The following is a 23,308-nucleotide window of genomic DNA, read 5'->3' on the forward strand; positions in this document are numbered from 1 at the left end:
CCCGCCAGCCGTCGTTCAGGTTCCCGGCAATATAATGACGCGGAAGGGCCCGACAATCCGCCGGGATTGCATTTCATCCATGCGGGAACCGTGCTCTCAGAGGGGGCCAAGGATGAATTGCGGGGGCGTTAGGAGCCGCGTGCCATGTCCAGTGCGAAAGCATTGAGCTTTTCTGCTCGGGCGCTTGAATCGGATTCGGTGTAGCAGCGAAGTTCGGGTGCATTTCCCGACGGACGAAAGTGAATGATGTCGCCGCTGGCGAAGGTCATGCGGACGCCATCAGTTTGATCGACGCTGAGGAGGTCTCCGCAGTGGCTGTACAACCGCTTGAAGAGCGGGCTCCTCTGCGGATCTGCCGCGTTAATAGCTAATTGCTTCACAATTTCCAGACTGTTCTCATTGGAAAAATCCCGCAGCCGGTCGCTGTATGTAAAGCGTTGGGGAAGCTCAGCGCACAGTTCTGATACTGTTCGTCCTCTTAATGTGGTCAGGACACTAAGAAGCGGCAGCATTGCATCGCGGGTCAACAGCGCCGTAAGGACCCGGCCATTTCGCTCGATCGTGCTGCCGAGGACGAAACCGCCGTTGGCCTCGTAGCCGCAGACGATGCCGCTGCGCCTCTCCCGCTCTGCAAGCATGGCGGAGATGAGGTAGGGGGAGCCGATCCGGGTTCGTATGATGCGTGAGAAACGGCTGCTGCGCTCAAGCGCGGTGCTGCTGCTGATGGGGGTCACAACGCACTCTGCGCCGAGTTCCCGCGCGCATAATAGGCCAATAGTGTCTCCGCGCAGCCACTCCCCGGTCTGATCCGCGAGCATCGGCCGGTCGGAGTCACCGTCGGTCGAGACAATCGCGTCCAGCCTGTGTTCCTTCACCCATGCTTTTGCCTGTAGGCGAAGGTCCGGAGGTATTGCCTCAGTATCGACAGGCACGAAGCTTTCGCTGCGTCCCAACGGAACGACCACGGCGCCCAGTTCACGAAGTGTCCGTATGAGCATATCCCGCCCGACGGCCGAATGCTGCCAAACGCCGATCTTCAGGCCTTGGAGCGTGGAAGAACCGAAGAAATCGAGATATCGGCTGACATACAGATCTGCGATAAGGTCTGCCTCGGGATGTCGAGCAACCGCCTCCAGCGTTTCGCCAGCGGTGAAGCGGAAACGCTCCACGGGCACCGGCTGGCGCAGGATCGCTGCTTCGTCATCCTTGAGGATTTCGCGGCTGGAACGGTGGAACTTGATGCCGTTTCGCTCCGCCGGGATGTGACTGCCCGTCACCATGATAGCGGGAATGCCTCGTGCGAAAGCGTAGTAAGCAAGGGCGGGCGTAGGGATCAAGCCGCAGAAGACAGGCTGACCGCCAGCGTCCCGAATTGCTCTCGCACAGGCCTGCAGCAGCCTCGGCGTGCTCTCCCTCAGGTCGCCAGCGACAGCTACAGGGCCGGAATGAAACTCGCCCTCTTGCCGGAGAAACTCAAGGAAGCCTGTCACAGCACCCCAAACGATGCTGTTCGTCAGGCTCGTCGCCAGCCCACGCAGCCCGCTGGTCCCAAATGCGGCCCCACTTCCTGCGATAAGTTCATCGACGGTCAGCAATGTCCCCTCCACAGCGCGACGGTAGGATTGTGAGCGGGGCCAGTCAATCATATGACAGAGGCCTCATCGGGAGGAACGGGATCAGGCAATGCCTGGTCTGTTTTCGCATGGATTGCTGCGAGTACGGGGCTCTGCGAAGGCCGCGGACTTCTGCGTCGGTGAGTAAGCAGAAGAATGGGCTGTGAAGTTGCAGCCTCCTACTTCCCTCAGTCTGTTCGCTACCTCCAAAGAACAGGTTTAGCTCGCCTGGGCTAGGCGCCTAAGTTCAGCGATCAGGTGATCGCGATGCCCAACCCTCAGACTCTTGCAATGACAGCCAGCGCGCAGGCAGATGCGATGACCATCCCCGCCCCGCCGTTGTCGAAGCGGCCGCGTCGTGCAGGACCATTCGGAAGGAGCCATGGGCGCACCATGGGCGAGGCAAGGACCGACAGGAAGCCCTTCCCGCTTCCATTGTTCCTGCTGCTGTTTTCCCTGCAGATCCCCTGGATCATACCGCTAGGGCCGGTGCGCCTGACCCCATATCGCATCGTACTTCTGCTGCTGGTACCCTTGTTGCTCTACCGTTGGTGGTCCGGCGGCGCCGGGCGGAAGCGGATGACGGATATTGCGCTGCTTCTCCTTTGCATCTGGGCCGGCGTGGCGATGGTGGCCGTGCACGGCGTAGATTTCTCGGTCGAACCGGTCGGCATTTTTTTCATCGAAACGATGGGCGGCTTCCTTGTCGCGCGTTGCTATATCCGCGATGAGGACACCTTCTACCGGACGGTCCGGATGCTCTTCATCATCACCGTCATTCTGCTGCCTTTTGCGCTCATCGAGTCGGTCACGGGACGCAACCTGATCATGCAGGCCTTTCGGATGGTTCTGCCGACCTATGGTGATGCAGGCATGCCGCTGCGCTGGGGGCTGAACCGCGCGCAAGTCAATCTTCTTCATCCGATTCATTTTGGCCTGACCATCGGCTGCACCCTCACGCTGACGTGGCTGGTCCTCGGGTATGGGAAGCCACTTTTCAACCGCCTCATGAAGGCAGGGCTTGTCTTCTTCACGTCATTCCTCTCGCTGTCGTCAGGTCCGCTGACGTCCGTCGTCGCACAGATCGGCTTGATGGTATGGAACCGGGTTTTCGCGCGAGTCCCGATGAAGTGGGGACTGATGGCTGCGGGTGGCGTGACGCTCTTCATTCTCACGGAGCTGTTCGCGAACAGGTCGCTAGCCGTCATTCTGATTTCGCTGTTCGCGTTTGATGAGCACTCCGCGTACATCAGGACGCTCACATGGCAGTACGGGACCGAGTCGATCCTCAACCATCCCTTATGGGGAACGGGGTTGGGCATGTGGGAGAAGCCGGACTGGCTTACCGAAAGCATCGACATGTACTGGATCATCAATGCCGTTCGGCACGGCATTCTGGGAGGTGTTCTCACCTTCGCGGCGTTCATTCCTGCTCTGTATCAGATCGGTCGAAAACCGCTTTCCGATGAGAAGCTGAAGGCCTATCGAGCCGCCTATATGTACACCATGGCCAGCTTTTTCATCGCGGGATGGGCCGTCCACTATTGGGAATCGACGTATATCCTGTTCGTTTTTCTCCTAGGCAGCGGATTCTGGATCCTGGATTGCGAGGAACCACCTGCGGTGGACAAGCGGAGGGCGCGCAACAGGCCTCGACGCCCTTCAAGAAGTACCACGAACAGCTAGATGCCGCTCCAGCGCGAACAGCGCGTCGTGGATGAGGATCGCCATCACGGCGACGACCAGAGCCCCCTGGAGGACGAAGGCGAGGTTGTTGGACTGAAGCCCGGCGATAATGACTTCGCCGAGGGTCGGCGCGGCGACCGTCGAGCCGATCGTCGCGGTTGACAGGCTGATGACGGCGGCAACGCGAACGCCGGCTAGGATCAATGGCAGACAGAGTGGGAGCTCGACCGAAAAGAGGCGCTGCCAGCCCGTCATACCGACGCCCCTGGCCGCTTCCTGCACGTCGCGGGGGAGATTGGTGAGACCCGTTAGCGTGTTTTCGAAGATTGGCAGCATCGCATAGAGGAAAAGGGCGAGGAAGGTCGGCACCACGCCAAAGCCGGTCGCGGGTACGGCCAGCGCCAGCACCGCCACGGGCGGAAAGGTCTGGCCGATGTTGACGACGCTGCGGGCGAAGGGCAGCAGCTCGGTGCCGAACCTGCGGGTGACAAGAATGGCCAAAGCGATAGCCAGAACGCCGGCAGCAACCGTCGCGACAAAAACGAGCGCCAAATGCTGCGCCGCCAGCATGAGCAGGCTGGCGCGGTCGTAGATCGCGGGAGCGGTGCCCTGCGCCAGGCCGGAAAAGAGCGGAGCGAACGAACGGGGCGTCACCAGAAATGCGGCCAGAAGCCAAAAGGCGAGGGCGCGGAGCAGCGTCGGCAGCCACTTCATCCCGGTCCCGCCCCGTTCCGTGTCAGTGCCTCGAGGGTGATGCGCCCGAGCAGGTCGCCGTTCCCGTCAGCGACGGGAAGGCTGGAAGCCCCATGCCACAGCATCTCGGCAAGGGCGTCACGCAGCGACAAATCGCTGCAAACGGCCGGGCCCTCCGCAGGGCCGGCTTCCATGATGTCGGCGACGCGGCTGAAGGAGAGCAGCCGGAACGGCCGCTCGGCCTTGCCGACAAGGGATTCGACGAAAGCGCTCGCAGGATACCGCAGAACTTCCGCGGGATCGGCGTACTGGATCAGCTTGCCCGCATCCATGACTGCGATGCGGTTGCCCAGCGCAAGTGCCTCCTCCATGTCGTGCGTCACCATGACAATCGTGGTGCCGAGCCGCTTCTGGATCGCCAGAAGGTCTTCCCGCGCCTTATTGCGGATGATCGGGTCGAGGGCGCCGAAGGGCTCGTCCATCAGGAGAATGTTGGGTTGCGCGGCAAGAGCGCGGCCGACACCCACGCGCTGCTGCTGGCCGCCTGACAGCTCGTGCGGATAGCGCGGGCCGTAGACTTCGGGCTCAAGCTGAAACAGCAACAGCAGTTCATCGACGCGTGCCTTGATGCGTCGACGGTCCCAGCCGAGCAGACGGGGCACCGTGGCGATATTTTCCGCGACCGTGCGGTGAGGAAACAGGCCATGCTGTTGGATCACGTAGCCCATCGAGCGGCGCAGCTCCGGCCCCGGTACGTTTCTGTTGTCGACGCCATCGATGCGGATCGTGCCGCGATCGAGCTCGACCAGCCGGTTGATCATACGAAGGAGCGTCGTCTTGCCCGAGCCCGACATGCCGACGATGGTCACGAACTCGTGGGCGTTGATCGTCATGGTGATGTCGTCGACGGCGGTAAGGCCGTTGAAGCTTTTGCCGACGCCCTCGATCTCGATCATCGCGCGCTGCCCCCTGATGGTGGCGGTGAGGCAAGCTCGATCAGCACGTCGAGAATGACGGCCGCGGAGAAGGCCAACAACACCGTCGGCAGTGCGCCGAGCAGGACGAGATCAGCCGCCATCTGGCCGAGGCCCTGGAAGACGAAAACGCCGAAGCCGCCGCCGCCAATCAGCGCGGCGATGGTGACGAGGCCGATGTTCTGGACGAGGACAATGCGCACCCCGGTCAGGATCGTTGGCAACGCGAGCGGGAACTCGATCTTCATCAGCCGCTGCAGCGATGTCATGCCCGTGCCGCGAGCGGCCTCGCGGACGTCTGGTGCTACACCCGCGAGACCGGCGATCGTGTTCGCGACCACCGGAAGCAGCGAATAGAGGTAGAGCGCAAGGAAGGCAGGGGCGGCGCCGATGCCGCGAATGCCGAGGGCGCTGGCGCCAGGAACGTTCGCTGCCACCCAGCCGAGCGGGGCAATCAGCAGAGCAAACATTGCCATCGAGGGGATGGTCTGGATCGTGTTGAGGACGTTGAGCACAGCGCCGCGCAATGACGGCGCGCGATGGCAAAAGATGCCAATCGGCACCCCGGTAAGGATTGCCGCGGCCACTGAGCCGACTGCCAGCAGAAGATGGCTTCGCCCTTCGTTCCAGAAGCTCGCAGCGCGGTTGGCGTACTCCTTCATCAGGGAGAGATCATCCCAAAGACCGATCGTCAGCCCCCCGCCGAGCAAAAGGTAGAAGCCTGCGAGAAGCAGCAATCGGATGAGCGGACCGGCCGCGAGACGGGAGAGAGCGTCCGTCACCAGAAGGCCGAACGCAAAGACAAGCAGCCAAAAGCCGGAGGCGGGTGAAACTCGCGCGAGGCGGTCGCCTTCGGGCGTAAGGTGGGTGCCGCTGAGGCCGATCAGCACGAACAGGAACGCCAAAATGCCGGCGCCTATTGCCAGACGGGGGAGCGGGTGGCTTCTGACGAGGCTGAGGGCCGCGACTACGGCGATGACGAGCGTGGCCACGATCGCAAGCGAATGGGGCACGGCGTTCCAGAGCGCTACCGCGTCGCCAGGTACGATGCGGTTGGCGCGAAACGTCGCGAACGGCAGGAAGACCAGCGCAACGAGCGCCAGCCCTGCAACGAGAAGACCGGGTTTGTCGATGTGCAGGGCTGGTTGCTTGGTGGCACTTGCGGCAGTGGTCGCCACCGCGGCGCCTATTTCAGGAGGTCGTTCGTCTTGAGGAAGTCTTCCGCGACTGCGTTCGCGGCTTCACCGCCCACCTGCACGCGGCCGTTGAGTTCCTGCAGGGTTTCGAGGTCGAGCCTTTCGAACACAGGCTTCAGTAGTTCCTCGATCTGCGGGTACTCCTTCAGAACATCCTCGCGCACAATCGGAGCTGGCTGGTAGACCGGCTGCACGTTCTTGTCGTCCTCGAGCACCACGAGCCCGGACGAGGCGATGCCGCCATCCGTGCCATAGACCATGGCCGCATTCGCGCCGCTGGTCTGGTTCGCCGCGGCGGCAATGGTAGCTGCCGTGTCGCCGCCGGATAGGGTGATCAGCTGGCCGGACTTCAGTTCAAAACCATAGGTGCTCTGGAAGGCGGGCAGCGCGGCAGCCGAGTTCACGAATTCGGAAGAGGCCGCGAGCACGACCTTGCCGCCGTCGCTGACAAATTTTCCGAAGTCTGACAGCGTCTTGAGGTGGTTTTCCTGGGCGAGTTCCTGCCTGACCGCGATGCCCCAGGTGTTGTTGGCGGGCGAGGCTGTCAACCAGACGATCTGGTTTGCCTCGTAGTCCAGCTTGCGCGCTTCCTCGTAGGCTTTCTGAGCGTCCTTCCAGATCGGCTCGTCTGCCTTATCGAAGAAGTAGGCGGCATTGCCAGTATATTCAGGGTAGATGTGGATCTCTCCGGCGATGATCGCGTTCCTCACGACCGGAGTTGCGCCGAGCTGGATCCGGTCGGTTGTAGAAATGCCACCATGCTCGAGGACCAACCGGATGATGTTGCCGAGGACGCCGCCCTCCGTGTCGATCTTGGAACTGACGACCACCTGCGCCTGCGCCGGCGTCAACGAAACGAACAGCGCAAGCGCCGCCCCTGCAAAGGATTTCACTGCCAGCATGGACCCTCTCCCAACGGACACATTTTGGAGCGCAACGCACGAGCGAGCATCTGGTTGCATTCCGCATGGAGATTGGTGCTAAGAACCGCCCACGACAAAGATTCGGACCCCCACCGTGAACCCTCCCGTACATCGCCAGTCCAACAACCGCGCCGGCATGCTCTACATGACGGCGGCCTGCCTGATCTTCGCGATCCAGGACGGCATCTCTCGCCATCTGGCGGAAGACATCAGCGTCTACATGATCGTCATGGTGCGCTTCTGGGTCTATGCGGCACTGGCGCTGATCTGGGCGGCGCGCAGGCCGGGAGGCTTCCGTACCGCGGTGGCGAGCGCGTATCCGGTGATGCAGATCCTGCGCGCAGTGTTCATGATTGCCGAGATCGTCGTGATCATGTTCTCGTTCGTGAAGCTGGGGCTGATCGCCACCCACGCTGTGTTCGTGAGCTACCCGCTGATCATCGCCGCGCTTTCGGTGCCCATCCTCGGCGAGAAAGTCGGCTGGCGCCGCTGGCTGGCGATCTTCGTCGGCTTCATCGGCGTCCTGGTGATCATCAATCCGAATGAGGCGGTACTTAGCCTGTGGACCCTCGTGCCGCTCGCAGCCGCCACCCTGTTCGCCATCTACAGCGTGTTGACGCGCTATGTGGCCGCGGGTGACAGCGCTGCGGTAAGCTTCTTCTGGACCGGCGTGTTCGGCGCCGTGATCATCACACCAATCGCTGCACTACACTGGGAGCCCATTGCGGTGCGTGAGGCAGGGTGGCTGGCGCTTCTCTGCGTGCTGGCGATGGTCGGTCACTGGATGCTGATCAAGGCCTACGACGCAGCGGACGCTTCGAGCGTTCAGCCATTCGCCTACCTCCAGTTCCCGTTCGTTTCGATTGTCGGCCTTGTGGTGTTCGGAGAGGCGCTCGCCACCAACGTTATCATCGGAGCGCTGATAGTGGTCGGCGCAGGTCTGTTCACCTTCTGGCGCGAGCGCGTGCGGCGGCGCGCTGCGCTGGCGCAACAGGCACAGGAGCATAACGCCGGCTAAACTAGCCAGCGTCCTTTTCTTCCGTTTGAATATCGGGCTCGAGAACGCCGTAATCCCCCGACTTGGCTCCTGGCTTGGCCGGGAGTTTGCCCTCCGCGGCAAGACCGCGGCGCAGAAGTTCGCGCACCGCCGCTGCTCTGCTCGGCATGCGTCGTTCAAAACGCCAGTCTTCAAGCGCCGCCAGTTCTTCGGCAGTCAGCATGATCTGAAGGCGTTCCTGGCGTTAAATTTCAGCCAACGAATCCCCCTGAACGGGATGAGTAAGTGATGCTAATTGCACAAAGTTAGGAACCGCCGGAACCAGCGTCAAGTATAGCTTGGTCTAAAGGCCTGCAATGGACGCAAGAGGGCCAGATAAAGCAGTTGGTGCATATTGCTAACTTATTGAAAATAAATAACAAATATCAGATATTACCCTTGCATTTCCGGTCAGTCCCAGTCATGCTTCGGTCATGCACAGAAAGGAGCCGTCAATGATGAAAAGGCTCGACATGCCTGAACTCAACGCCGATCTTGCGGAACTGGTTCGGCAAGCGATGGCGACCAATCGGGTCGTGAACGTCCCCGTCGTTGCGGAACAGCTCAGGCGCAAGCATGAGCATCTAAATATCGCGCTTGAAGATCTCGAAGAGCTCGTCCTGCAGTCGGCCAGCCAGCTGCCATACCCGATCGAGTTCGACACCAACGGCGACGACGCAAAGCTATAGATAGCCGGATCTGTAAAGCTGAATGCAATTGGATGGCGCTCAATCGAGCGCCATCGTTCGTCTTGAGGGCGCGATCAGTGATTGTCGCGCGGCAAGCCCTTGGTCTGGGCAATCTGCTGGTAGTCGACGGCCGGCTTGAGCACGCCTCCGTTGCCGAGCTGGTCGACCATCGAGCGCTGGATCTCCTGCCACGGCGTCTGGTGAGCGGGGTACTTGTAGCCGCCATTGGCGGTGAGGTCGGCACGCCGACGTTCCAGCTCTTCCTCAGGCACCAGCATGTTTGCTTCGCCCTTGCGCAGGTCGATGCGGACGCGGTCGCCCGTGCGCAGGATGGCAAGCCCACCGCCCGCGGCCGCTTCCGGCGACGCGTTGAGGATCGAGGGCGAGCCTGACGTGCCCGACTGGCGCCCGTCGCCGATGCAGGCGAGCGAGTGGATGCCCTTCTTGATGAGGTAGCTCGGCGGACGCATGTTCACGACCTCCGCCGCACCCGGATAGCCGATCGGCCCGGTGCCGCGCATGAAGAGCAGGCAGTGCTCGTCGATTTCGAGTGACGGATCGTCGATGCGGGCGTGGTAGTCCTCTGGCCCGTCGAAAACCACCGCACGGCCTTCGAAGGCATCGGGGTCGTCCGGGTTCGACAGGTAACGCTCGCGGAACTCCTTGCTGATCACGCTCGTCTTCATGATGGCGTTGTCGAACAGGTTGCCTCTCAAGACGAGGAAGCCTGCCTGCTCAACCAGTGGGTTGTCGAAGCTGCGGATGACATTCGGGTTTTCGCTCACGGCATTGCGGCAGTTCTCGCCAATGGTCTTGCCGTTCACCGTCAACGCATCCTCGTGGATGAGGTTGTGGCGGATCAGTTCACCGATCACCGCCGGCACGCCGCCGGCGCGGTAGTAGTCCTCGGCAAGATATTCGCCGGCCGGCTGCAGGTTGACGAGGAGCGGCACGTCGTGGCCGATCGTTTGCCAGTCCTGCAGCGGCAGGTCGACGCCCATGTGGCGCGCAATCGCGCCAATATGGATCGGTGCGTTGGTGGAGCCGCCGATTGCCGAGTTGACGACGATTGCGTTCTCGAAAGCCTTGCGGGTCAAGATGTCGGACGGCTTCAGGTCCTCATGCACCATCTGGACCATGCGCTTGCCCGTGCGCCAGGCCATCTCAGCACGGTCGCGGTGCGGGGCGGGGATCGCGGCCGAGCCTGGGAGCTGCATGCCAAGCGCTTCGGCCAGCGAGTTCATGGTCGAGGCGGTGCCCATCGTGTTGCAGTAGCCGACGGAGGGAGCCGAACTCGCGACGAGGTCGATGAACTCCTCGTAGCCGATTTCGCCAGCCGCCATCAGCTGCCGCGCCTTCCAGATGATAGTGCCGGAGCCGGTGCGCTCGCCGCGGTGCCAGCCGTTGAGCATCGGCCCCACCGAGAAGGCGATCGCCGGAATGTTCACGGTTGCGGCGGCCATCAGCAGGGCGGGGGTGGTCTTGTCGCAGCCAATGGTGAGCACCACGCCATCGAGCGGGTAGCCGTACAGAACCTCCACAAGCCCAAGATAGGCGAGGTTGCGGTCGAGGCTCGCCGTCGGGCGCTTGCCAGTCTCCTGGATCGGATGAACCGGAAACTCGAAGGCGATGCCGCCGGCCTCGCGAATGCCCTCGCGGATGCGCTGGGCCAAGACTACGTGATGGCGATTGCAGGGCGAAAGGTCCGATCCAGTCTGCGCAATGCCGATGATCGGCTTGCCCGACTGAAGTTCTTCACGCGAGATGCCGTAGTTCATGTAGCGCTCGAGGTAGAGCGCTGTCATGTCGGGATTGCCCGGCGTATCGAACCAGGCGCGAGAGCGCAGCTTCTTCATGGAATGTCTCCGGAAATGGTATCGGCAACAACGCTATTGGAGCGCTGCTGCTTGCGTTCACGAATGTAAATGACGAGACCCGAGAGGGTGATGATGGCAGCGCCAATCAGCATCACCGGTCGCGGCAGGTCATCGAAGAATAGCCAGCCGAGGATGATGCCCCACGGCAGCATGGTGTACTGGAACGGCGCGATGATCGCAGCGTCCGCCAGCTTCACGGCACGGTTCACGCAGATATGTGCGAACATAGCGACCACACCGAGCGCGCCGAGCAGGATGAAGTCAGGCGCCGTCGGCGTGACCCAGCCGAATGGTGAAAGTACGAGCCCCGCCGCGAGCGAGCCAAGCAGCTGGAAGGTCACCAACGTCTTGTCGGGCGTGCCGCGCAAGGTGCGGCCAGTGACGACCATCAGCGCGAAGGCGAGGGTGCCGACTATCGCAGCGCCGATCGCAAGCGGTTCAACCGTGCCGGACGGCGTCAGCGCGATGACAACGCCAATGAAGCCGATGGCAATGGCGGTCCAGCGGATCGGGCCGACGCGCTCGCCGAGCAGGAAGGGGGACATTGCTGCGACGTAGATCGGAGCCGCCAGCCAATAGGTGACGACGTCCGCGAGTGGCAGATACGACACCGAATAGTAGAAGCAGAACACCTCGACGGTCGAACAAACAACACGGGCAAGCTGCTGCCAGGGCCGTTCGACGCAGACGAGAGAAGAAAGCCCTGCGCGCCAGACGAAGGGTGCCAGGATGGCGAGCGCAAATGCGGAGCGGATCAACAGCACCTGGCCGACGGTGTAGGTAGAGACCAGCCATTTGCCCATCGCGTCGTTGAGCGAAAACAGGAACATGGCAAGCAGCATGACCAGCATGCCGCGTGCCGCGGGAGACAGGCCTGCTTGCGAGCGCGCAGCAGCCGCGGCGGTCATGGGCGAAACTTTCTTGCCGAATTGTCGCCCAAGCTGCTTGCGGGGACAGTTTTAGATCCGGAACCAGGGCTCAAGGGCGACATGACTCGACTTCTCAAAGTGATGGCGAGGCATTCTGCCTCACCATCAGAACTTCATATTACTGCTTGCGCAGTTCCGCGAGGGCAGCCTGCATTCGTTCCACGACTTCCTTGCCGATGCTCTCGGCATGCTTGGCGTAGACCGACTGTGCCTTCTCAACCATGCGCTGGTATTCTTCCGGCGCGACCTCGTTCACCTTGAGGCCCGCCTGCTTCACGTTCTCCAGCGACTTATCGGAGAGGGCGCGGCTGGCGCGGCGCTGCTCGTCGCGGCCGACAATAGCGCATTCCTGGAGAGCAGCCTTCTCGTCATCGGCGAGAGTGTCCCAGATCGGCTTTGAGAAAAGGACGAGGAACGGCGTGTAGGCGTGGCGGGTGACCGAAAGGTACTCCTGCACTTCGTAGAATTTCGAGGTGTCGATGGTGACGAACGGGTTCTCCTGTGCGTCGATCGTCTTGGTCTCGAGTGCCGAGTAGACCTCGCCGAAGCTCATCGGCATCGCATTCGCGCCCATGTTGGCGAAAGTGTCGAGGAAGATGTTGTTCTGCATGACGCGCACGCGCATGCCTTCGAGATCTTCCCACTTCTCAACCGGGCGCTTCGAATTGGTCAGGTTGCGGAAGCCGTTTTCCCAATAGGCGAGGTTAATGACGCCGAACTCCGGCAGCATGTCGGAGATGTACTTGCCGAATTCGCCGTCGAGGATGGCGTCGGCCTCCTGCTCGTTGGCGAACAGGAAGGGCAGGTCAAAGACGCCGAGCGCCGGGATGATGCCGACGAGCGGTGAGGACGAGGTCACCACCATTTCCTGCGTGCCAGAGCGCAGCGCCTGCGTGGCCTGTAGGTCACCACCGAGAGCTCCGCCCCAGAAGTCGGCAATCTTCATCTTGCCGCCGGATTTTTCATTCAGGCAGGCGCGCATCGCTTCGACGCCGTTGCCAACTGGGTGGTCCTGGTTGACGCCGTTCGAGAGGCGAAGCGTCCGGTCGGCAAATTCCGCGCGAGCGGGCAGGGTGCTCGAAATGGCGATCGCGGCTGCGACCGTGCCCATCAGTATCGATTTCAATTTCATTGCAGTCTCCTCCACTGGTTGTTTTCGTTATCGAAAGGCGATCCTATCGCAGCCATGCGAGCGGGACGGTCACAAGCTGAGGGAAGAACACGAGCAGGAACATCACGATCGAGTGCGCGAGCAGGAACGGCAGCACGCCGATGATGACGCGCCCCATGGGCACGCGGGCGACGCCGCTGACCACGTTGAGGACGACGCCGACAGGCGGGGTGATCAGGCCGATGCAGTTGTTCATGATGAACAGCACGCCGAAATAGACCGGATCAATGCCCGCCTGGCGGATGATCGGCATCAGCACCGGCGTCATGATAAGAATGGTCGGGGTCAGGTCGAGCGCGGTGCCGACGATGAACACCACGACCATGATCGCGATGAGCAGCAGCGTTGGGTGGCCCATCAGCGGCTTCAGGATGCCGCTGATCTCTCCCGGGATGTTCGCGCTGGTAATGAGCCAGGCCGAGACAAGCGCGGATGCAACCAGGAACAGCACGACGGCTGTCGTTTTTGCAGCGCGCAGCAGCACGCCGTAGAGCTGGCTGAACTTAAGTTCGCGGTAGACGAAAAGGCCGATGAAAAGGGCATAGACGGCGGCGACGACACCAGCTTCGGTAGGCGTGAAGATGCCGAAGCGAATGCCGCCCAGAATGATTACCGGCATGAGCAGCGCCCAGCCCGCGCGGGTGGTTGCACGGCGGCGTTCGGCCCAGCTCTGCTTGGGAAGAACCGCGACATTGTCGCGCCGAACGACGATCTGCCACGCGATCAGCAGGCCGATGCCCATCATCAGGCCCGGTACAATGCCTGCGAGGAATAGTTGGGTAATCGAGACGTTGGCTGCGACGCCGAAGACGATGAACGCAACCGACGGCGGAATGACCGGGGCGATAATACCGCCAGCCGAGATAAGGCCGGCCGAGCGCGAAACGTCATAGCCGGCGGTCCGCATCATCGGGATGAGGATGGCGGCAAGCGCCGCCGNATGATGAGCGCGGCGATGACCGCGACGACGCCCAGGCCGCCCCGGCGGTGGCCGACCATGGCAATCGCGAAGTCAATGATGCGTTTGGATAGTCCGCCCGCATTCATCAACTCACCGGCGAGAATGAAGAAGGGGATGGCGAGCAGGATGAAGCTGTTCGCGCCCTCGATCATGTTCTGCGCCACGATCTGCGTGTTGAAGATGCCCATATAGGTCATCAGTGCGACGCCACAGAACATCAGCGCGAAGGCGATCGGAGCGCCAATGGCCATGGCGCCGAGGAGCGCGACGAGGAATACGATGATTGTCATTCGCCGCGTCCCGTCAGAGCTTCGATGTCGTCATAGTCGCCGACGAAAGCAGCGATCTCTGCTTCCGTGACCCTGCCGGTCAGGATGCGGATTAGGCGCGCAAGGGCGATCAGGCCAATGCCGACTGAGGTGAAGAAGGCGACGCCGAACACGGCGATCATCGGCATGCCACTCACCGGCGCATGCATCGACGCATTGATCGGCATCTGCAGCCAGGTGCCCCAGAACAGGATGGCACAGCAGAAGATGATGAGGATGTTGGTCAGCGCCATGCAGATGACGCGACCCTGCCGCCCGAACATGCGAACCATCGTCTCGACGCCGAGATGGCCGTTCTCGTGGAAGGTGACGACGGCACCGATGAAGGTCAGCCAAATGAAGAAGAACCGCGCCATCTCCTCGGAGATGGCGATGCCGGAGTTGAAGCCGTAGCGCAGCACGACGTTGACGAAGACCATCAGCGCCATGCCTGCGAGCAGCGCCACCATGACGAGCTCGATGATGCGCGTGGCAGCACCCGTCGCCCTATGCACGGACAAGCTCCGCCGGTTTCAGGAGCGGTTTCCTGCAAATCACGGTCATTTTCCTCCCTAGGGGCGTCCGTTGAAGTAAACGGCCGATCCTCTCCCCGAGCCGGCTGAGTAATCGAAGTCCCGGCTAGACAAACGGTTAAATGACAGCGTATGTCATTGTCAACATCCGCGGGAGATCAGAGGAGCGGATCGGGGTAGGTATTGAAGAAAAATAAGAACACTTACAAGGCGATAACATTGAAAGATGTTGCGGAGGCTGCTGATGTGAGCGTTATCACCGCATCACGAGCTTTGCGCACGCCCCACATTGTTTCGGAGAAGGTGCGCAAACGTGTGGCCGATGCGGTGGAACGGCTCGGCTATGCCCCTAACCAGGCTGCGAGGGCGCTTGCCTCGGCAACGACGCCGATCATCGGTGTCATCATCCCTTCGGTCACCAATCAGGTCTTCTCCGACGTGCTACGCGGCATCTACGACGCGATCGAGGGCTCACCCTATCAGGTCCAGCTTGGCAATACGCGCTACACCTCGCGCAAGGAGGAGGAGTTGCTGAAGGTGTTTGGCTCGCAGCGCCCTGCAGGGCTGATCGTCTCCGGCGTCGACCAGACACCGGCTGCCCGCGCGCTCCTGGCGGGCATTGGCTGCCCCGTGGTCCAGATCATGGACTACAACGACGACCCGATCGACATGATGATCGGCTTCGACCATCGCGAAGGGGGGCGAGCTGCCGCGCGCCACCTTATCGAGCAGGGCTATCGCCGCATTGGTTTCATCGGCGCGCGGATGGACCCGCGCGCGCGACGGCGTCTTGAGGGCTACGAGCAGGTGATGCACGACGCGGGGCTCTATGACGAGCGGCTGATCCTGACGACGCCAATGCCGTCCTCGGTGACGCTCGGCAGCCAGATCTTTGCCGACTTCCTCGCCATGGTGCCCGACGCCGACGCGGTGTTCTGCAACAATGACGATATGGCGCTCGGCGCGCTGTTCGAGTGCCAGCGGCGGCGCATCCGCGTGCCCGACCAGTTCGGCATCATGGGTTACAATGACCTCGAATATTCCGCCACGAGCGTGCCCTCGATCTCCTCGATCCGCACCCACCGCTACGACGTAGGTCGTCGCGCGATCGAGATGGTGATCGCCGCCGCACGCGGCGAGCGGCCGAGCCCGGCTGCTGTCGACATCGGTTACGAATTGAAGGTGCGGCAAAGCACCGACAGGGGAGGTGCTCGGACATGAACATCCTGATCATCGGCGCGGCGGGCATGCTCGGCCGCAAGCTGACACACTCGCTCGTTGCCGACGGCGAGCTCGGCGGCAAGGCGATCTCGCGCATGAAGCTGGCAGATGTGGTTGCGCCGGAAAAGCCAGGCGGAAGCAGCATCGGCTTCGACATCGCGGCCGTAGACATTTCTGATCCGGCGGTGGCGGCGCGGCTTATCGCCGACCGGCCTGACATCATCTTTCACCTTGCCGCGATCGTTTCCGGCGAAGCCGAACTCGACTTCGACAAGGGATATGCCATCAACCTCGATGGCACGCGATATCTTCTCGAGGCGATCCGCCAGGCAAGTGCAAAAGAGCCTTACTGTCCGCGGTTGGTCTTCACCTCGTCGATTGCGGTGTTCGGTGCACCGTTCCCGGACAAGATCAGCGACGAGTTTTTCACGACGCCACGCACCAGCTACGGCACGCAGAAAGCGATCGGCGAGCTGCTGCTCGCTGACTATTCGCGCCGTGGCTTCGTCGATGGCGTCGGCATCCGCATGCCGACCGTCTGCATTCGCCCCGGCAAGCCGAATAAGGCGGCATCCGGCTTCTTCTCCTCGATCCTGCGCGAGCCGCTGGTCGGCCAGGAGGCGGTGCTGCCGGTCGATGAGAACGTGCGCCACTGGCACGTCAGCCCCCGCAGCGCGGTCAGATTCCTGAAGCAGGCGGCGGCGATGGATACGGCGGTGCTTGGCAGTCGCCGCAATCTCAACATGCCGGGCCTTTCCGCCACGGTCGGCGAACAAATCGAGGCGCTGCGGCGCGCTGCCGGAGAGAAGGCCGTGAAGCTGATCCGGCGTGAGCCGGACCCGCTGATCATCGAAATGGTTGACGGCTGGGCGAAGGATTTTGACGCTAGCCGAGCAAAGACGCTCGGTTTTGCCGCCGAGAGCTCGTTCGATGAGATCATTCGCGTGCATATCGAGGACGAGCTCAGCGGGCGAATCGGCGTCTGACGGCGCAGGCAAGTGGGAGGAAGAGTGATGGATGCTTTCAACGAGGGTGTTTTTCTCGGCCGTGCAAAGGTGCCGGACACCCCCCATCCCTGTGTCGTCACCATCCGCGACGGGCAGCTTGTCGACATCACTTCGCGGGCGGCGCCCACCGTGCGCGACATCTGCGAGATGGAAGAACCTGTGGCCTATGTGCGTTATGCCGAAGGCCGGGCGGTAGGCCGTGTGGATGATGCGCTCGCCAACAGCCTCGAGCAGCGCGACGCGGGGAAGCCGCTGCTCCTGTCGCCCATCGATTTGCAGGCGGTAAAAGCATCAGGCGTGACCTTCGTCGTCAGCCTCCTGGAGCGCGTCATCGAGGAACAGGCGAAGGGCGACCCCGCCCGAGCCGACGATTTGCGCGGCGACATTCTCGAACTGATCGGCGAGGACCTTTCGGCACTCGTTCCCGGTTCCGAAATGGCGGTGGCGGTCAAGCAGCGCCTGATCGAGCGCGGCGTCTGGAGCCAATATCTTGAAGTCGGCATTGGACCGGACCCGGAGATCTTCACCAAGTGCCAGCCAATGGCGAGCGTCGGTTACGGCGCAGATGTCGGGCTGCACCCGGTCTCCAGCTGGAACAATCCGGAGCCGGAGGTGGCGGTTGTCGTGTCATCAGGAGGGCGCATCGTCGGCGCGACACTCGGCAACGACGTCAATCTGCGTGATGTCGAGGGCCGCTCGGCACTGCTTCTGGGCAAGGCGAAGGACAACAACGCCTCGGCAGCACTCGGGCCGTTCATCCGCCTATTCGACGACAGCTTCTCGCTGAACACGGTAAAAACAATGGAGATCGGGCTCGAGGTGCGCGGCGAGGACGGCTTCGTCCTGGAAGGCTCTTCATCGATGAGCCGGATTTCGCGCACACCTGAGTCGCTCGTTGCGGCCGCGATCGGCGACCACCACCAGTATCCGGACGGCCTGGTGCTCTATCTCGGCACCATGTTCGCGCCGATCCAGGATCGTGACGGGGCGGGAAAGGGATTTACCCATCACCTCAACGACATCGTCACCATCTCCACGCCCTCTCTGGGCGCGCTCGTGAACCGGGTGCGGCTAAGCAACGAGTGCTCGCGCTGGACCTACGGCGCTAGCCACCTGATGCGCGACCTCGCTTCCGCTGGTCTGCTTTGAGCTACCGCCGCGCCTTTATCGCTGCGAACCAGAAACCGGCGCAAAGGCAGAGCGATCCGAGGAACATGGCGGCTAGTACCGCGTCATAGCTGCCGGTCGCTTCCCAAAGGAAGGCGGCGCCGAGCGGTACCAGCGCCGTAGTCATGTTCATCGGCCCAACTAGCGAGCCGTTGATCGCGCCGTAGTGGGTGTTGGAGATCATCTCCGGCACAGAGGTGCCGCGCACGATTGTCGCTATCCCGTTCGCGGCGCCGTAGACGGCAGCTACCGCGCTCAACATCAGCACTTCGGGCGGTGCAAACGCGAAGCACAGGATGGCGAGCGGAAAGACGATCACGGTGAACGAGCCGACGATGCGAATTGGTGCGCGCCCAGCAAAAGCCACGACGACAACGCGCCCGGCAACTTGCGCCGGGCCGATGACGCTGAGCACCGCGACCGCACCGGCTGAACTCAGTCCGCGTTCGATCAGCAGCGGGAAGAAGTGGTAGGTCAGCGTCGAAATCGCGATGGCGTAGGAAATCCAGGCAACCATTAGTCCCCAGTAGGAGGGAAGGCGCATCGCTGCCCGCACGGCACCGCGCCCTGTGTTGCTCGCGGTCGCTCCCGACTGCAGCAGGTGCACCGTCTCGTCGCGCTTCGGATTGATGACGAGGAAGTAGAGCCCGCCGCAGATGAAAAAGTTGACAGCTGCCATCAGCAGCAAGGCACTGCGCCAGCCATAGATGTCGATCGTGAACTGGATAAGCGGGATGAAGACGGTGCTGGCAAACCCGCCCCACAGCGTGAGGGTGGTGATGCCGCTTCGAGCCCTGGCCGGGCCGAACCGCCGGGCGATTACCGCGAACGCGGGATCATAGAGAGTCGCGGCCTGCATGAGTCCCAGCACTGCCAGTACAAGGTAGAACGGTACGACGGTGTCGACCTGCGACCAGATGACATAGAGGAGCGCCGCCACCACGGATGCTCCCGACATCAGGTAGCGACCGAGGCCCTGGTCGATTGCCGTGCCGACAGGATAAGCGGCGAGTCCGCCAAGTAGCATGCCGATGGTCGCCGCGCCGTAGAGTGTCGGGTTTGGCGCATACTTAGTCGTGCGCCGTGAGGACCCCGTGTTGAGGGCGATCAACGGAAATCCGTAGAACAACGTGCCCCAGGAGCAGATCTGCGCGAGGCCCATCGCACTGGTGAACCAGAGGGAATGTTCCTTTGAATCCAAGGACTTCATTCCGTTCGTCCATGTGGACGCCTGGGTGTGGGGAAGCCCGGAAATGCGCTGCAGGCAGACTCCCGGTAGATATTGATCGACATCGGCTGCGCAGGGCCCCAATCTGTTCGCGTCAGTGCCGATAGAACAGGAGGCATGCGGCATTCGCAACAGCGAACATCGCCTGAAATCACCAACAGTTCCGAGTGGCATAATCCGCATTATGGAACCGAATAAACGGGCGAAACGAACAGGTTATCCACTCCTGACTTTAGGTCACCTGTCCATTCGTTGACGCGAAATCAGGCGCCGGATAGTTTGCCGGCGAAACGAGACAGGCCGGCCAAAAGCCGGCCCGAACCCTATTGGGAGGTTAAAATGAAGTTTCCCTTGACCCAGATCATCGCCGCTTCGTTCGCTACCCTGATGGCCGCAAGCTCGGCAAACGCGCTTGTCATCTACACCAGCGTTGACGAGGAGAACGCGACCAAGATCCTTGATGCGTTCAAAGCCGATACCGGCGTTAACGTCGAGATGGTCTTCCTGTCGTCCGGCCCTGCGCTGTCTCGCATCGAGGCCGAGGCGAGCCGCCCGCAGGCCGACGTCTGGTTTGGTGCGCCGAGCGAGAACCACATTCTCGCCAAGGAGCGCGGCCTGACCCAGCCTTACGTTTCGGCCAATTCGGGCGACCTCGCCGAGAACTTCAAGGACGCCGAGGGATACTGGCATGCGATCTACACCAACCCGCTGGCGGTTGGCGTGCGCACCGACATCCTCGAGAGCCGCGGCGCGCCGATTCCGTCCTCGTGGGAAGACCTCACCAATGAGGCTTATCGCGGCCTGATCCAGATGCCGTCGCCCCAGTCGTCGGGCACTGCCTACGCGGTCATCCTGACGCTCAACGAGCTGTGGGGCGAGGACAAGGCCTTTGAATACATGAAGGCGCTGAACCCGAACGTCCAGACCTACACCCAGAGCGGCACCGCTCCGTCGGGCGCTCTGGGCGTTGGCGAGACGCCGATCGCGCTGCAGTTCTCGCCGGGCTTCCTGAAGCTCCTTGATGAGGGTTTCCCGGTCAAGGTCGTGTTCCCGAGCGAGGGCGTTGGCTACGAAGTCGCTGCCATGTCGATCCTCAAGGACGCGCCGAATGTCGACGACGCCAAGAAGCTGGTCGACTGGATGACTTCGGCTGCGGGCCAGGCGAAGCTTTCCGAAAACAAGACCTACTTCCTGCCGATCCGCAGCGATGTCTCGGCCGGTGAAGGCATCCCGACACTCAGCGACATCAAGCTGGTGCCGTACGAGGCCAAGTTCGCTTCCGAGAACCGTCAGCGGCTGGTTGACCGCTGGGTCGAAGAAGTTCTGGGTCAGTAACTAGAGCGAGTTGACACCGTGCTGACGAACGCAAGATCGCAGCTCCGCATCCTGGCGCGAGATCCCATTCTTCTCGCGCTGGTCGGGGTCATCTTTGTCTCGATTCTCGTGTTCGTCGTCTATCCGCTGGCGATGGTCTTCATCGCCAGCTTCCAGGAGCGCGGGGTCTGGACTCTTGACCACTACGGATTGCTGGCGGAGCGCAAGCTTTACCGCAACGCGCTCGCCAACAGTCTTTCTGTAGGCGCGCTCGTCGGCCTGTTCGGCGTTGTCATCGGCTATGTTGCAGCCTTCGTGCTGACGCGTCTCGACGTGCCGTTCAAGAAGCTGCTGCACCTCATCACGATCCTGCCGATCATCTCGCCGCCCTTCGTGTCGGCGGTGTCGATCCTGTTTCTGTTCGGCTTCAACGGCCTGATCACAAAGCAGCTGATGGGCTTGCAGGACTTCAGCATCTACGGCTTTCACGGCGTGGTGCTGTCGCAGGTCTTCACCTTCGCGCCGATCGCCTATCTCTCGCTGCGGGGCGTGCTTGCTTCTATCTCTCCCACCCTTGAGGACGCAGCGCTGAATATTGGCGCGAGCCGCTGGCAGACCTTCTGGAAGGTCACCTTCCCGCTGACTCTGCCGGGTATTGCCAGCGCGTTCCTCATCGTCTTCATCGAGTCGCTCGCAGACTTCGGCAATCCGCTGGTGCTGGCGGGCGCTGCCTTCCCGATGCTGGCGCCGCAGGCCTATCTGGAGATCACCGGCTCGTTCAACTTGCCGCGGGGCGCGATGCTTGCCGTTATCCTGATCATCCCGTCGATCACGGCATTCGCTATCCAGCGCTACTGGCTCTCCAAGCGGCAGTACGTGACCGTCACCGGTAAGCCGACCGCTTCGACGTCGAAAATCGTCAGCGACCCGGTCAAGTGGCTGCTTTATGCCTTCGTGCTGCTGTTCGCGCTGATCGTCGTGGCATTCTACACGGTCATTGTTGTCGGCGCGATTACCAAGGTCTGGGGGTTCGACTACACGCTGACGCTGGCGCACTTCGCCTATGTCTTCAACGTCGGCTTCAAGACCGTCACCGACACGCTGATCATCGCGCTGATCACTACTCCGATCAGCGGTCTCTTCGGCATGCTGGTCGCCTTCCTCGTCGTGCGCCGCAACTTCCCGGGCAAGAGCGCGATGGAGTTTGGCTCGATCCTGTCCTACGCAGTGCCGGGCACCGTGGTCGGCATCGGCTACATCCTTGCGTTCAACAGCTATCCGCTGATCCTGACCGGCACGCTGACGGTCCTGGTGCTCTGCTTCCTGTTCCGCTACGTGCCGGTGGGCATCCAGTCGGGCATCGCAGTGCTGCGCCAGATCGATCCGTCGATCGAGGAAGCTGCGCAGAACCTCGGCGCGAGCTCGCTGACGACGTTCCGCAAGGTGACGCTGCCGCTGATCGCGCCGGCATTTTTCTCCGGTCTCGTCTACGCCTTTGTACGTGCCATGACCGCGATCAGCGCCGCGATCTTCCTCGTTTCCGCGAACTGGAACCTGATGACGGTGCAGATCCTCAATCAGGTTGGCTCCGGTCGTCTCGGCGTCGCCGCGGCCTACTCGATCCTGGTGATTCTGATCGTGCTGGTCGCAATCGGCGTCATCAACGCCTTCGTCAATCGCATGACGAGACATACGAACATGGTGAGGTTCTGATGGCTGAGGCTGTCGTCATCCGCGAGCTGAACAAGCAGTTCGCAAGCCCTGATGCACCGGAAAGGACCGTCCAGGCGGTTCGAAGCGTCAACCTGACGGTTGAACCCGGCCAGCTCGTCACGCTGCTCGGCCCCTCAGGCTGCGGCAAGACCACGCTCCTGCGTATGATCGCCGGCTTCGAGGAACCGACCTCGGGCGACATCATGTTCGGCGAGCGTCGCATGAACAATGTCGCGCCGAACCGCCGTGATGCGGCGATGGTTTTCCAGTCCTACGCGATCTTCCCGCACCTGTCGGTCTACGAGAACGTCGTCTTCGGCCTGCGGCTGAAGGGTCTTTCTGCATCCGAGATCAAGGCCAAGGCCGACCGCATCCTCGAGATCACCGGCCTGACCGCGATGCAGAAGCGCTCGCCGAACCAGCTCTCGGGCGGCCAGCAGCAGCGCGTCGCGCTTGCCCGCGCGATCGTCATGGAGCCGCGCGTGCTCCTGTTCGATGAACCGCTGTCGAACCTCGATGCGAAGCTGCGCGAGACGATGCGCGTCGAAATCCGCGAACTGCAGCAGCGCCTCGGCATCACCTCGCTCTACGTGACGCACGACCAGATCGAGGCGATGAGCATTTCCGACCAGATCGTCGTGATGAATGGAGGTGTGGTCGAGCAAATCGGCTCGCCGTGCGAGGTCTACGCGCGCCCGGCCAGCCGCTTCGTTGCCGACTTCATTGGAAAGGCGAACTTCGTCAAGGGCAAGGTCGTACCCGGCGGCGTCGAGATCTCCGGCAAGCACTTCACCCTGGCGAACCCGACCACCAAGCCGGACGGCACGAACGTCGAACTGGTGCTGCGTCCGGAAGCAATTTCGCTTTCGGACGAGAGCGGCATCTTCGCTGCTACGGTGAAGCGCGCCATGTTCCTCGGCAACGTGGCCGAGTATCTGCTTGATGTCGAAGGTCTCGGCGAGTGGCTGGTCGACGTTTCCAACCCCGGCGAACGCGGCCTGTTCCAGCAGGGTTCGCGGGTCTTCGCCTCGCCGTCGCAGGCTTCGCTGCACGTTCTGCCATAAGGCTT

Annotated in this window: 20 protein-coding genes and 1 pseudogene; 9 read left to right on the top strand and 12 right to left on the bottom strand. The window is 62.0% G+C overall.

Features of this window, described 5'->3' with window-relative positions; all coding sequences use genetic code 11:
- Window positions 1-128: 128 nt before the first annotated feature.
- The gene (locus L610_RS05055; RefSeq protein WP_198019542.1) at window positions 129-1,595 is read right to left on the bottom strand and encodes a phosphomannomutase; all 1,467 of its coding nucleotides are present in this window, start codon (window positions 1,593-1,595) and stop codon (window positions 129-131) included.
- 285 nt (window positions 1,596-1,880) lie between these two features.
- On the opposite strand from L610_RS05055, the gene L610_RS05060 reads away from it, so the two are divergent.
- A complete protein-coding gene (locus tag L610_RS05060; protein ID WP_144703027.1) occupies window positions 1,881-3,299 on the top strand; it encodes an O-antigen ligase in 1,419 nt (472 codons plus the stop codon).
- Here L610_RS05060 and L610_RS05065 read toward each other — a convergent pair.
- The 4 genes from L610_RS05065 to L610_RS05080 are packed head-to-tail and all read right to left on the bottom strand — an operon-like array spanning window position 3,276 to window position 7,064.
- On the bottom strand, window positions 3,276-4,013 hold the full coding sequence (locus L610_RS05065; protein ID WP_024848301.1) for an ABC transporter permease: 738 nt from the start codon (window positions 4,011-4,013) through the stop codon (window positions 3,276-3,278). The genes L610_RS05060 and L610_RS05065 overlap by 24 nt on opposite strands.
- Entirely contained in the window at window positions 4,010-4,948 is a 939-nt protein-coding gene (locus L610_RS05070; RefSeq protein ID WP_024848302.1) for an ABC transporter ATP-binding protein, read from the bottom strand. The genes L610_RS05065 and L610_RS05070 overlap by 4 nt, the downstream gene beginning before the upstream one ends.
- Window positions 4,945-6,144 carry an ABC transporter permease gene (locus L610_RS05075; RefSeq protein WP_024848303.1) on the bottom strand — a complete coding sequence of 400 codons (1,200 nt, stop codon included), beginning with the start codon at window positions 6,142-6,144 and terminating at the stop codon, window positions 4,945-4,947. Before L610_RS05075 ends, L610_RS05070 begins: the two co-directional genes overlap by 4 nt.
- 8 nt (window positions 6,145-6,152) lie before the next feature.
- Window positions 6,153-7,064: an ABC transporter substrate-binding protein gene (locus tag L610_RS05080; RefSeq protein ID WP_024848304.1), complete on the bottom strand. Its 912-nt coding sequence runs from the start codon at window positions 7,062-7,064 to the stop codon at window positions 6,153-6,155.
- Between the two features lie 115 nt (window positions 7,065-7,179).
- On the opposite strand from L610_RS05080, the gene L610_RS05085 reads away from it, so the two are divergent.
- On the top strand, window positions 7,180-8,103 hold the full coding sequence (locus L610_RS05085; RefSeq protein ID WP_246658921.1) for a DMT family transporter: 924 nt from the start codon (window positions 7,180-7,182) through the stop codon (window positions 8,101-8,103).
- Window position 8,104: 1 nt separating this feature from the next.
- Here L610_RS05085 and L610_RS05090 read toward each other — a convergent pair whose 3' ends face one another.
- A complete protein-coding gene (locus L610_RS05090; RefSeq protein ID WP_246658922.1) occupies window positions 8,105-8,305 on the bottom strand; it encodes a hypothetical protein in 201 nt (66 codons plus the stop codon).
- A 271-nt stretch (window positions 8,306-8,576) separates the two neighbouring features.
- Between L610_RS05090 and L610_RS05095 the strand changes: the two genes are divergently transcribed.
- Window positions 8,577-8,810, top strand: coding sequence for a hypothetical protein (locus tag L610_RS05095; protein WP_024848307.1), 234 nt, complete (start codon window positions 8,577-8,579; stop codon window positions 8,808-8,810).
- A 74-nt stretch (window positions 8,811-8,884) separates the two neighbouring features.
- Here the strand turns inward: L610_RS05095 and L610_RS05100 are convergent, their stop codons facing one another.
- The 5 genes and pseudogenes from L610_RS05100 to L610_RS05120 all read right to left on the bottom strand — a co-directional run bounded on the left by L610_RS05100 (window position 8,885) and on the right by L610_RS05120 (window position 14,571).
- A complete protein-coding gene (locus L610_RS05100; RefSeq protein ID WP_024848308.1) occupies window positions 8,885-10,666 on the bottom strand; it encodes an IlvD/Edd family dehydratase in 1,782 nt (593 codons plus the stop codon).
- Complete coding sequence (locus tag L610_RS05105) at window positions 10,663-11,595, bottom strand: DMT family transporter (protein ID WP_024848309.1); 933 nt, start codon at window positions 11,593-11,595, stop codon at window positions 10,663-10,665. The genes L610_RS05100 and L610_RS05105 overlap by 4 nt, the downstream gene beginning before the upstream one ends.
- A 139-nt stretch (window positions 11,596-11,734) precedes the next feature.
- Window positions 11,735-12,742 (bottom strand): TRAP transporter substrate-binding protein, encoded by a 1,008-nt coding sequence (locus tag L610_RS05110; RefSeq protein ID WP_144703084.1) that lies wholly within the window; start codon window positions 12,740-12,742, stop codon window positions 11,735-11,737.
- 49 nt (window positions 12,743-12,791) lie between these two features.
- Window positions 12,792-14,038 (bottom strand): annotated as a pseudogene (locus tag L610_RS05115) (TRAP transporter large permease).
- Window positions 14,035-14,571, bottom strand: coding sequence for a TRAP transporter small permease (locus L610_RS05120; protein WP_034330007.1), 537 nt, complete (start codon window positions 14,569-14,571; stop codon window positions 14,035-14,037). Before L610_RS05120 ends, L610_RS05115 begins: the two are co-directional and overlap by 4 nt.
- A gap of 201 nt (window positions 14,572-14,772) precedes the next feature.
- Here L610_RS05120 and L610_RS05125 point away from each other — a divergent pair, with 201 nt between their 5' ends.
- From L610_RS05125 to L610_RS05135, 3 genes are read left to right on the top strand one after another with little or no spacing between them, the layout of a single operon-like run.
- On the top strand, window positions 14,773-15,810 hold the full coding sequence (locus L610_RS05125) for a LacI family DNA-binding transcriptional regulator (RefSeq protein ID WP_024848313.1): 1,038 nt from the start codon (window positions 14,773-14,775) through the stop codon (window positions 15,808-15,810).
- Window positions 15,807-16,796: a D-erythronate dehydrogenase gene (gene denD / locus L610_RS05130; RefSeq protein WP_024848314.1), complete on the top strand. Its 990-nt coding sequence runs from the start codon at window positions 15,807-15,809 to the stop codon at window positions 16,794-16,796. The genes L610_RS05125 and denD overlap by 4 nt, the downstream gene beginning before the upstream one ends.
- Before the next feature lie 27 nt (window positions 16,797-16,823).
- Window positions 16,824-17,966, top strand: a complete 1,143-nt coding sequence (locus tag L610_RS05135; protein ID WP_024848315.1) for a fumarylacetoacetate hydrolase family protein — start codon at window positions 16,824-16,826, stop codon at window positions 17,964-17,966.
- 1 nt (window position 17,967) lies between these two features.
- Here the strand turns inward: L610_RS05135 and L610_RS05140 are convergent, their stop codons facing one another.
- Entirely contained in the window at window positions 17,968-19,194 is a 1,227-nt protein-coding gene (locus tag L610_RS05140; RefSeq protein WP_144703030.1) for an MFS transporter, read from the bottom strand.
- 357 nt (window positions 19,195-19,551) lie between these two features.
- On the opposite strand from L610_RS05140, the gene L610_RS05145 reads away from it, so the two are divergent.
- Genes L610_RS05145 through L610_RS05155 form a run of 3 tightly spaced genes read left to right on the top strand, consistent with a single transcriptional unit; the run spans window position 19,552 to window position 23,303 of the window.
- Window positions 19,552-20,547: an ABC transporter substrate-binding protein gene (locus L610_RS05145; protein WP_024848316.1), complete on the top strand. Its 996-nt coding sequence runs from the start codon at window positions 19,552-19,554 to the stop codon at window positions 20,545-20,547.
- 18 nt (window positions 20,548-20,565) lie between these two features.
- Window positions 20,566-22,239, top strand: coding sequence for an iron ABC transporter permease (locus tag L610_RS05150; RefSeq protein ID WP_144703033.1), 1,674 nt, complete (start codon window positions 20,566-20,568; stop codon window positions 22,237-22,239).
- A complete protein-coding gene (locus tag L610_RS05155; protein WP_144703036.1) occupies window positions 22,239-23,303 on the top strand; it encodes an ABC transporter ATP-binding protein in 1,065 nt (354 codons plus the stop codon). Before L610_RS05150 ends, L610_RS05155 begins: the two co-directional genes overlap by 1 nt.
- Window positions 23,304-23,308: the final 5 nt, after the last annotated feature.

Origin of the sequence: Aminobacter sp. J44 (assembly GCF_007829415.1) — a bacterium.
GTDB lineage: Bacteria > Pseudomonadota > Alphaproteobacteria > Rhizobiales > Rhizobiaceae > Aerobium.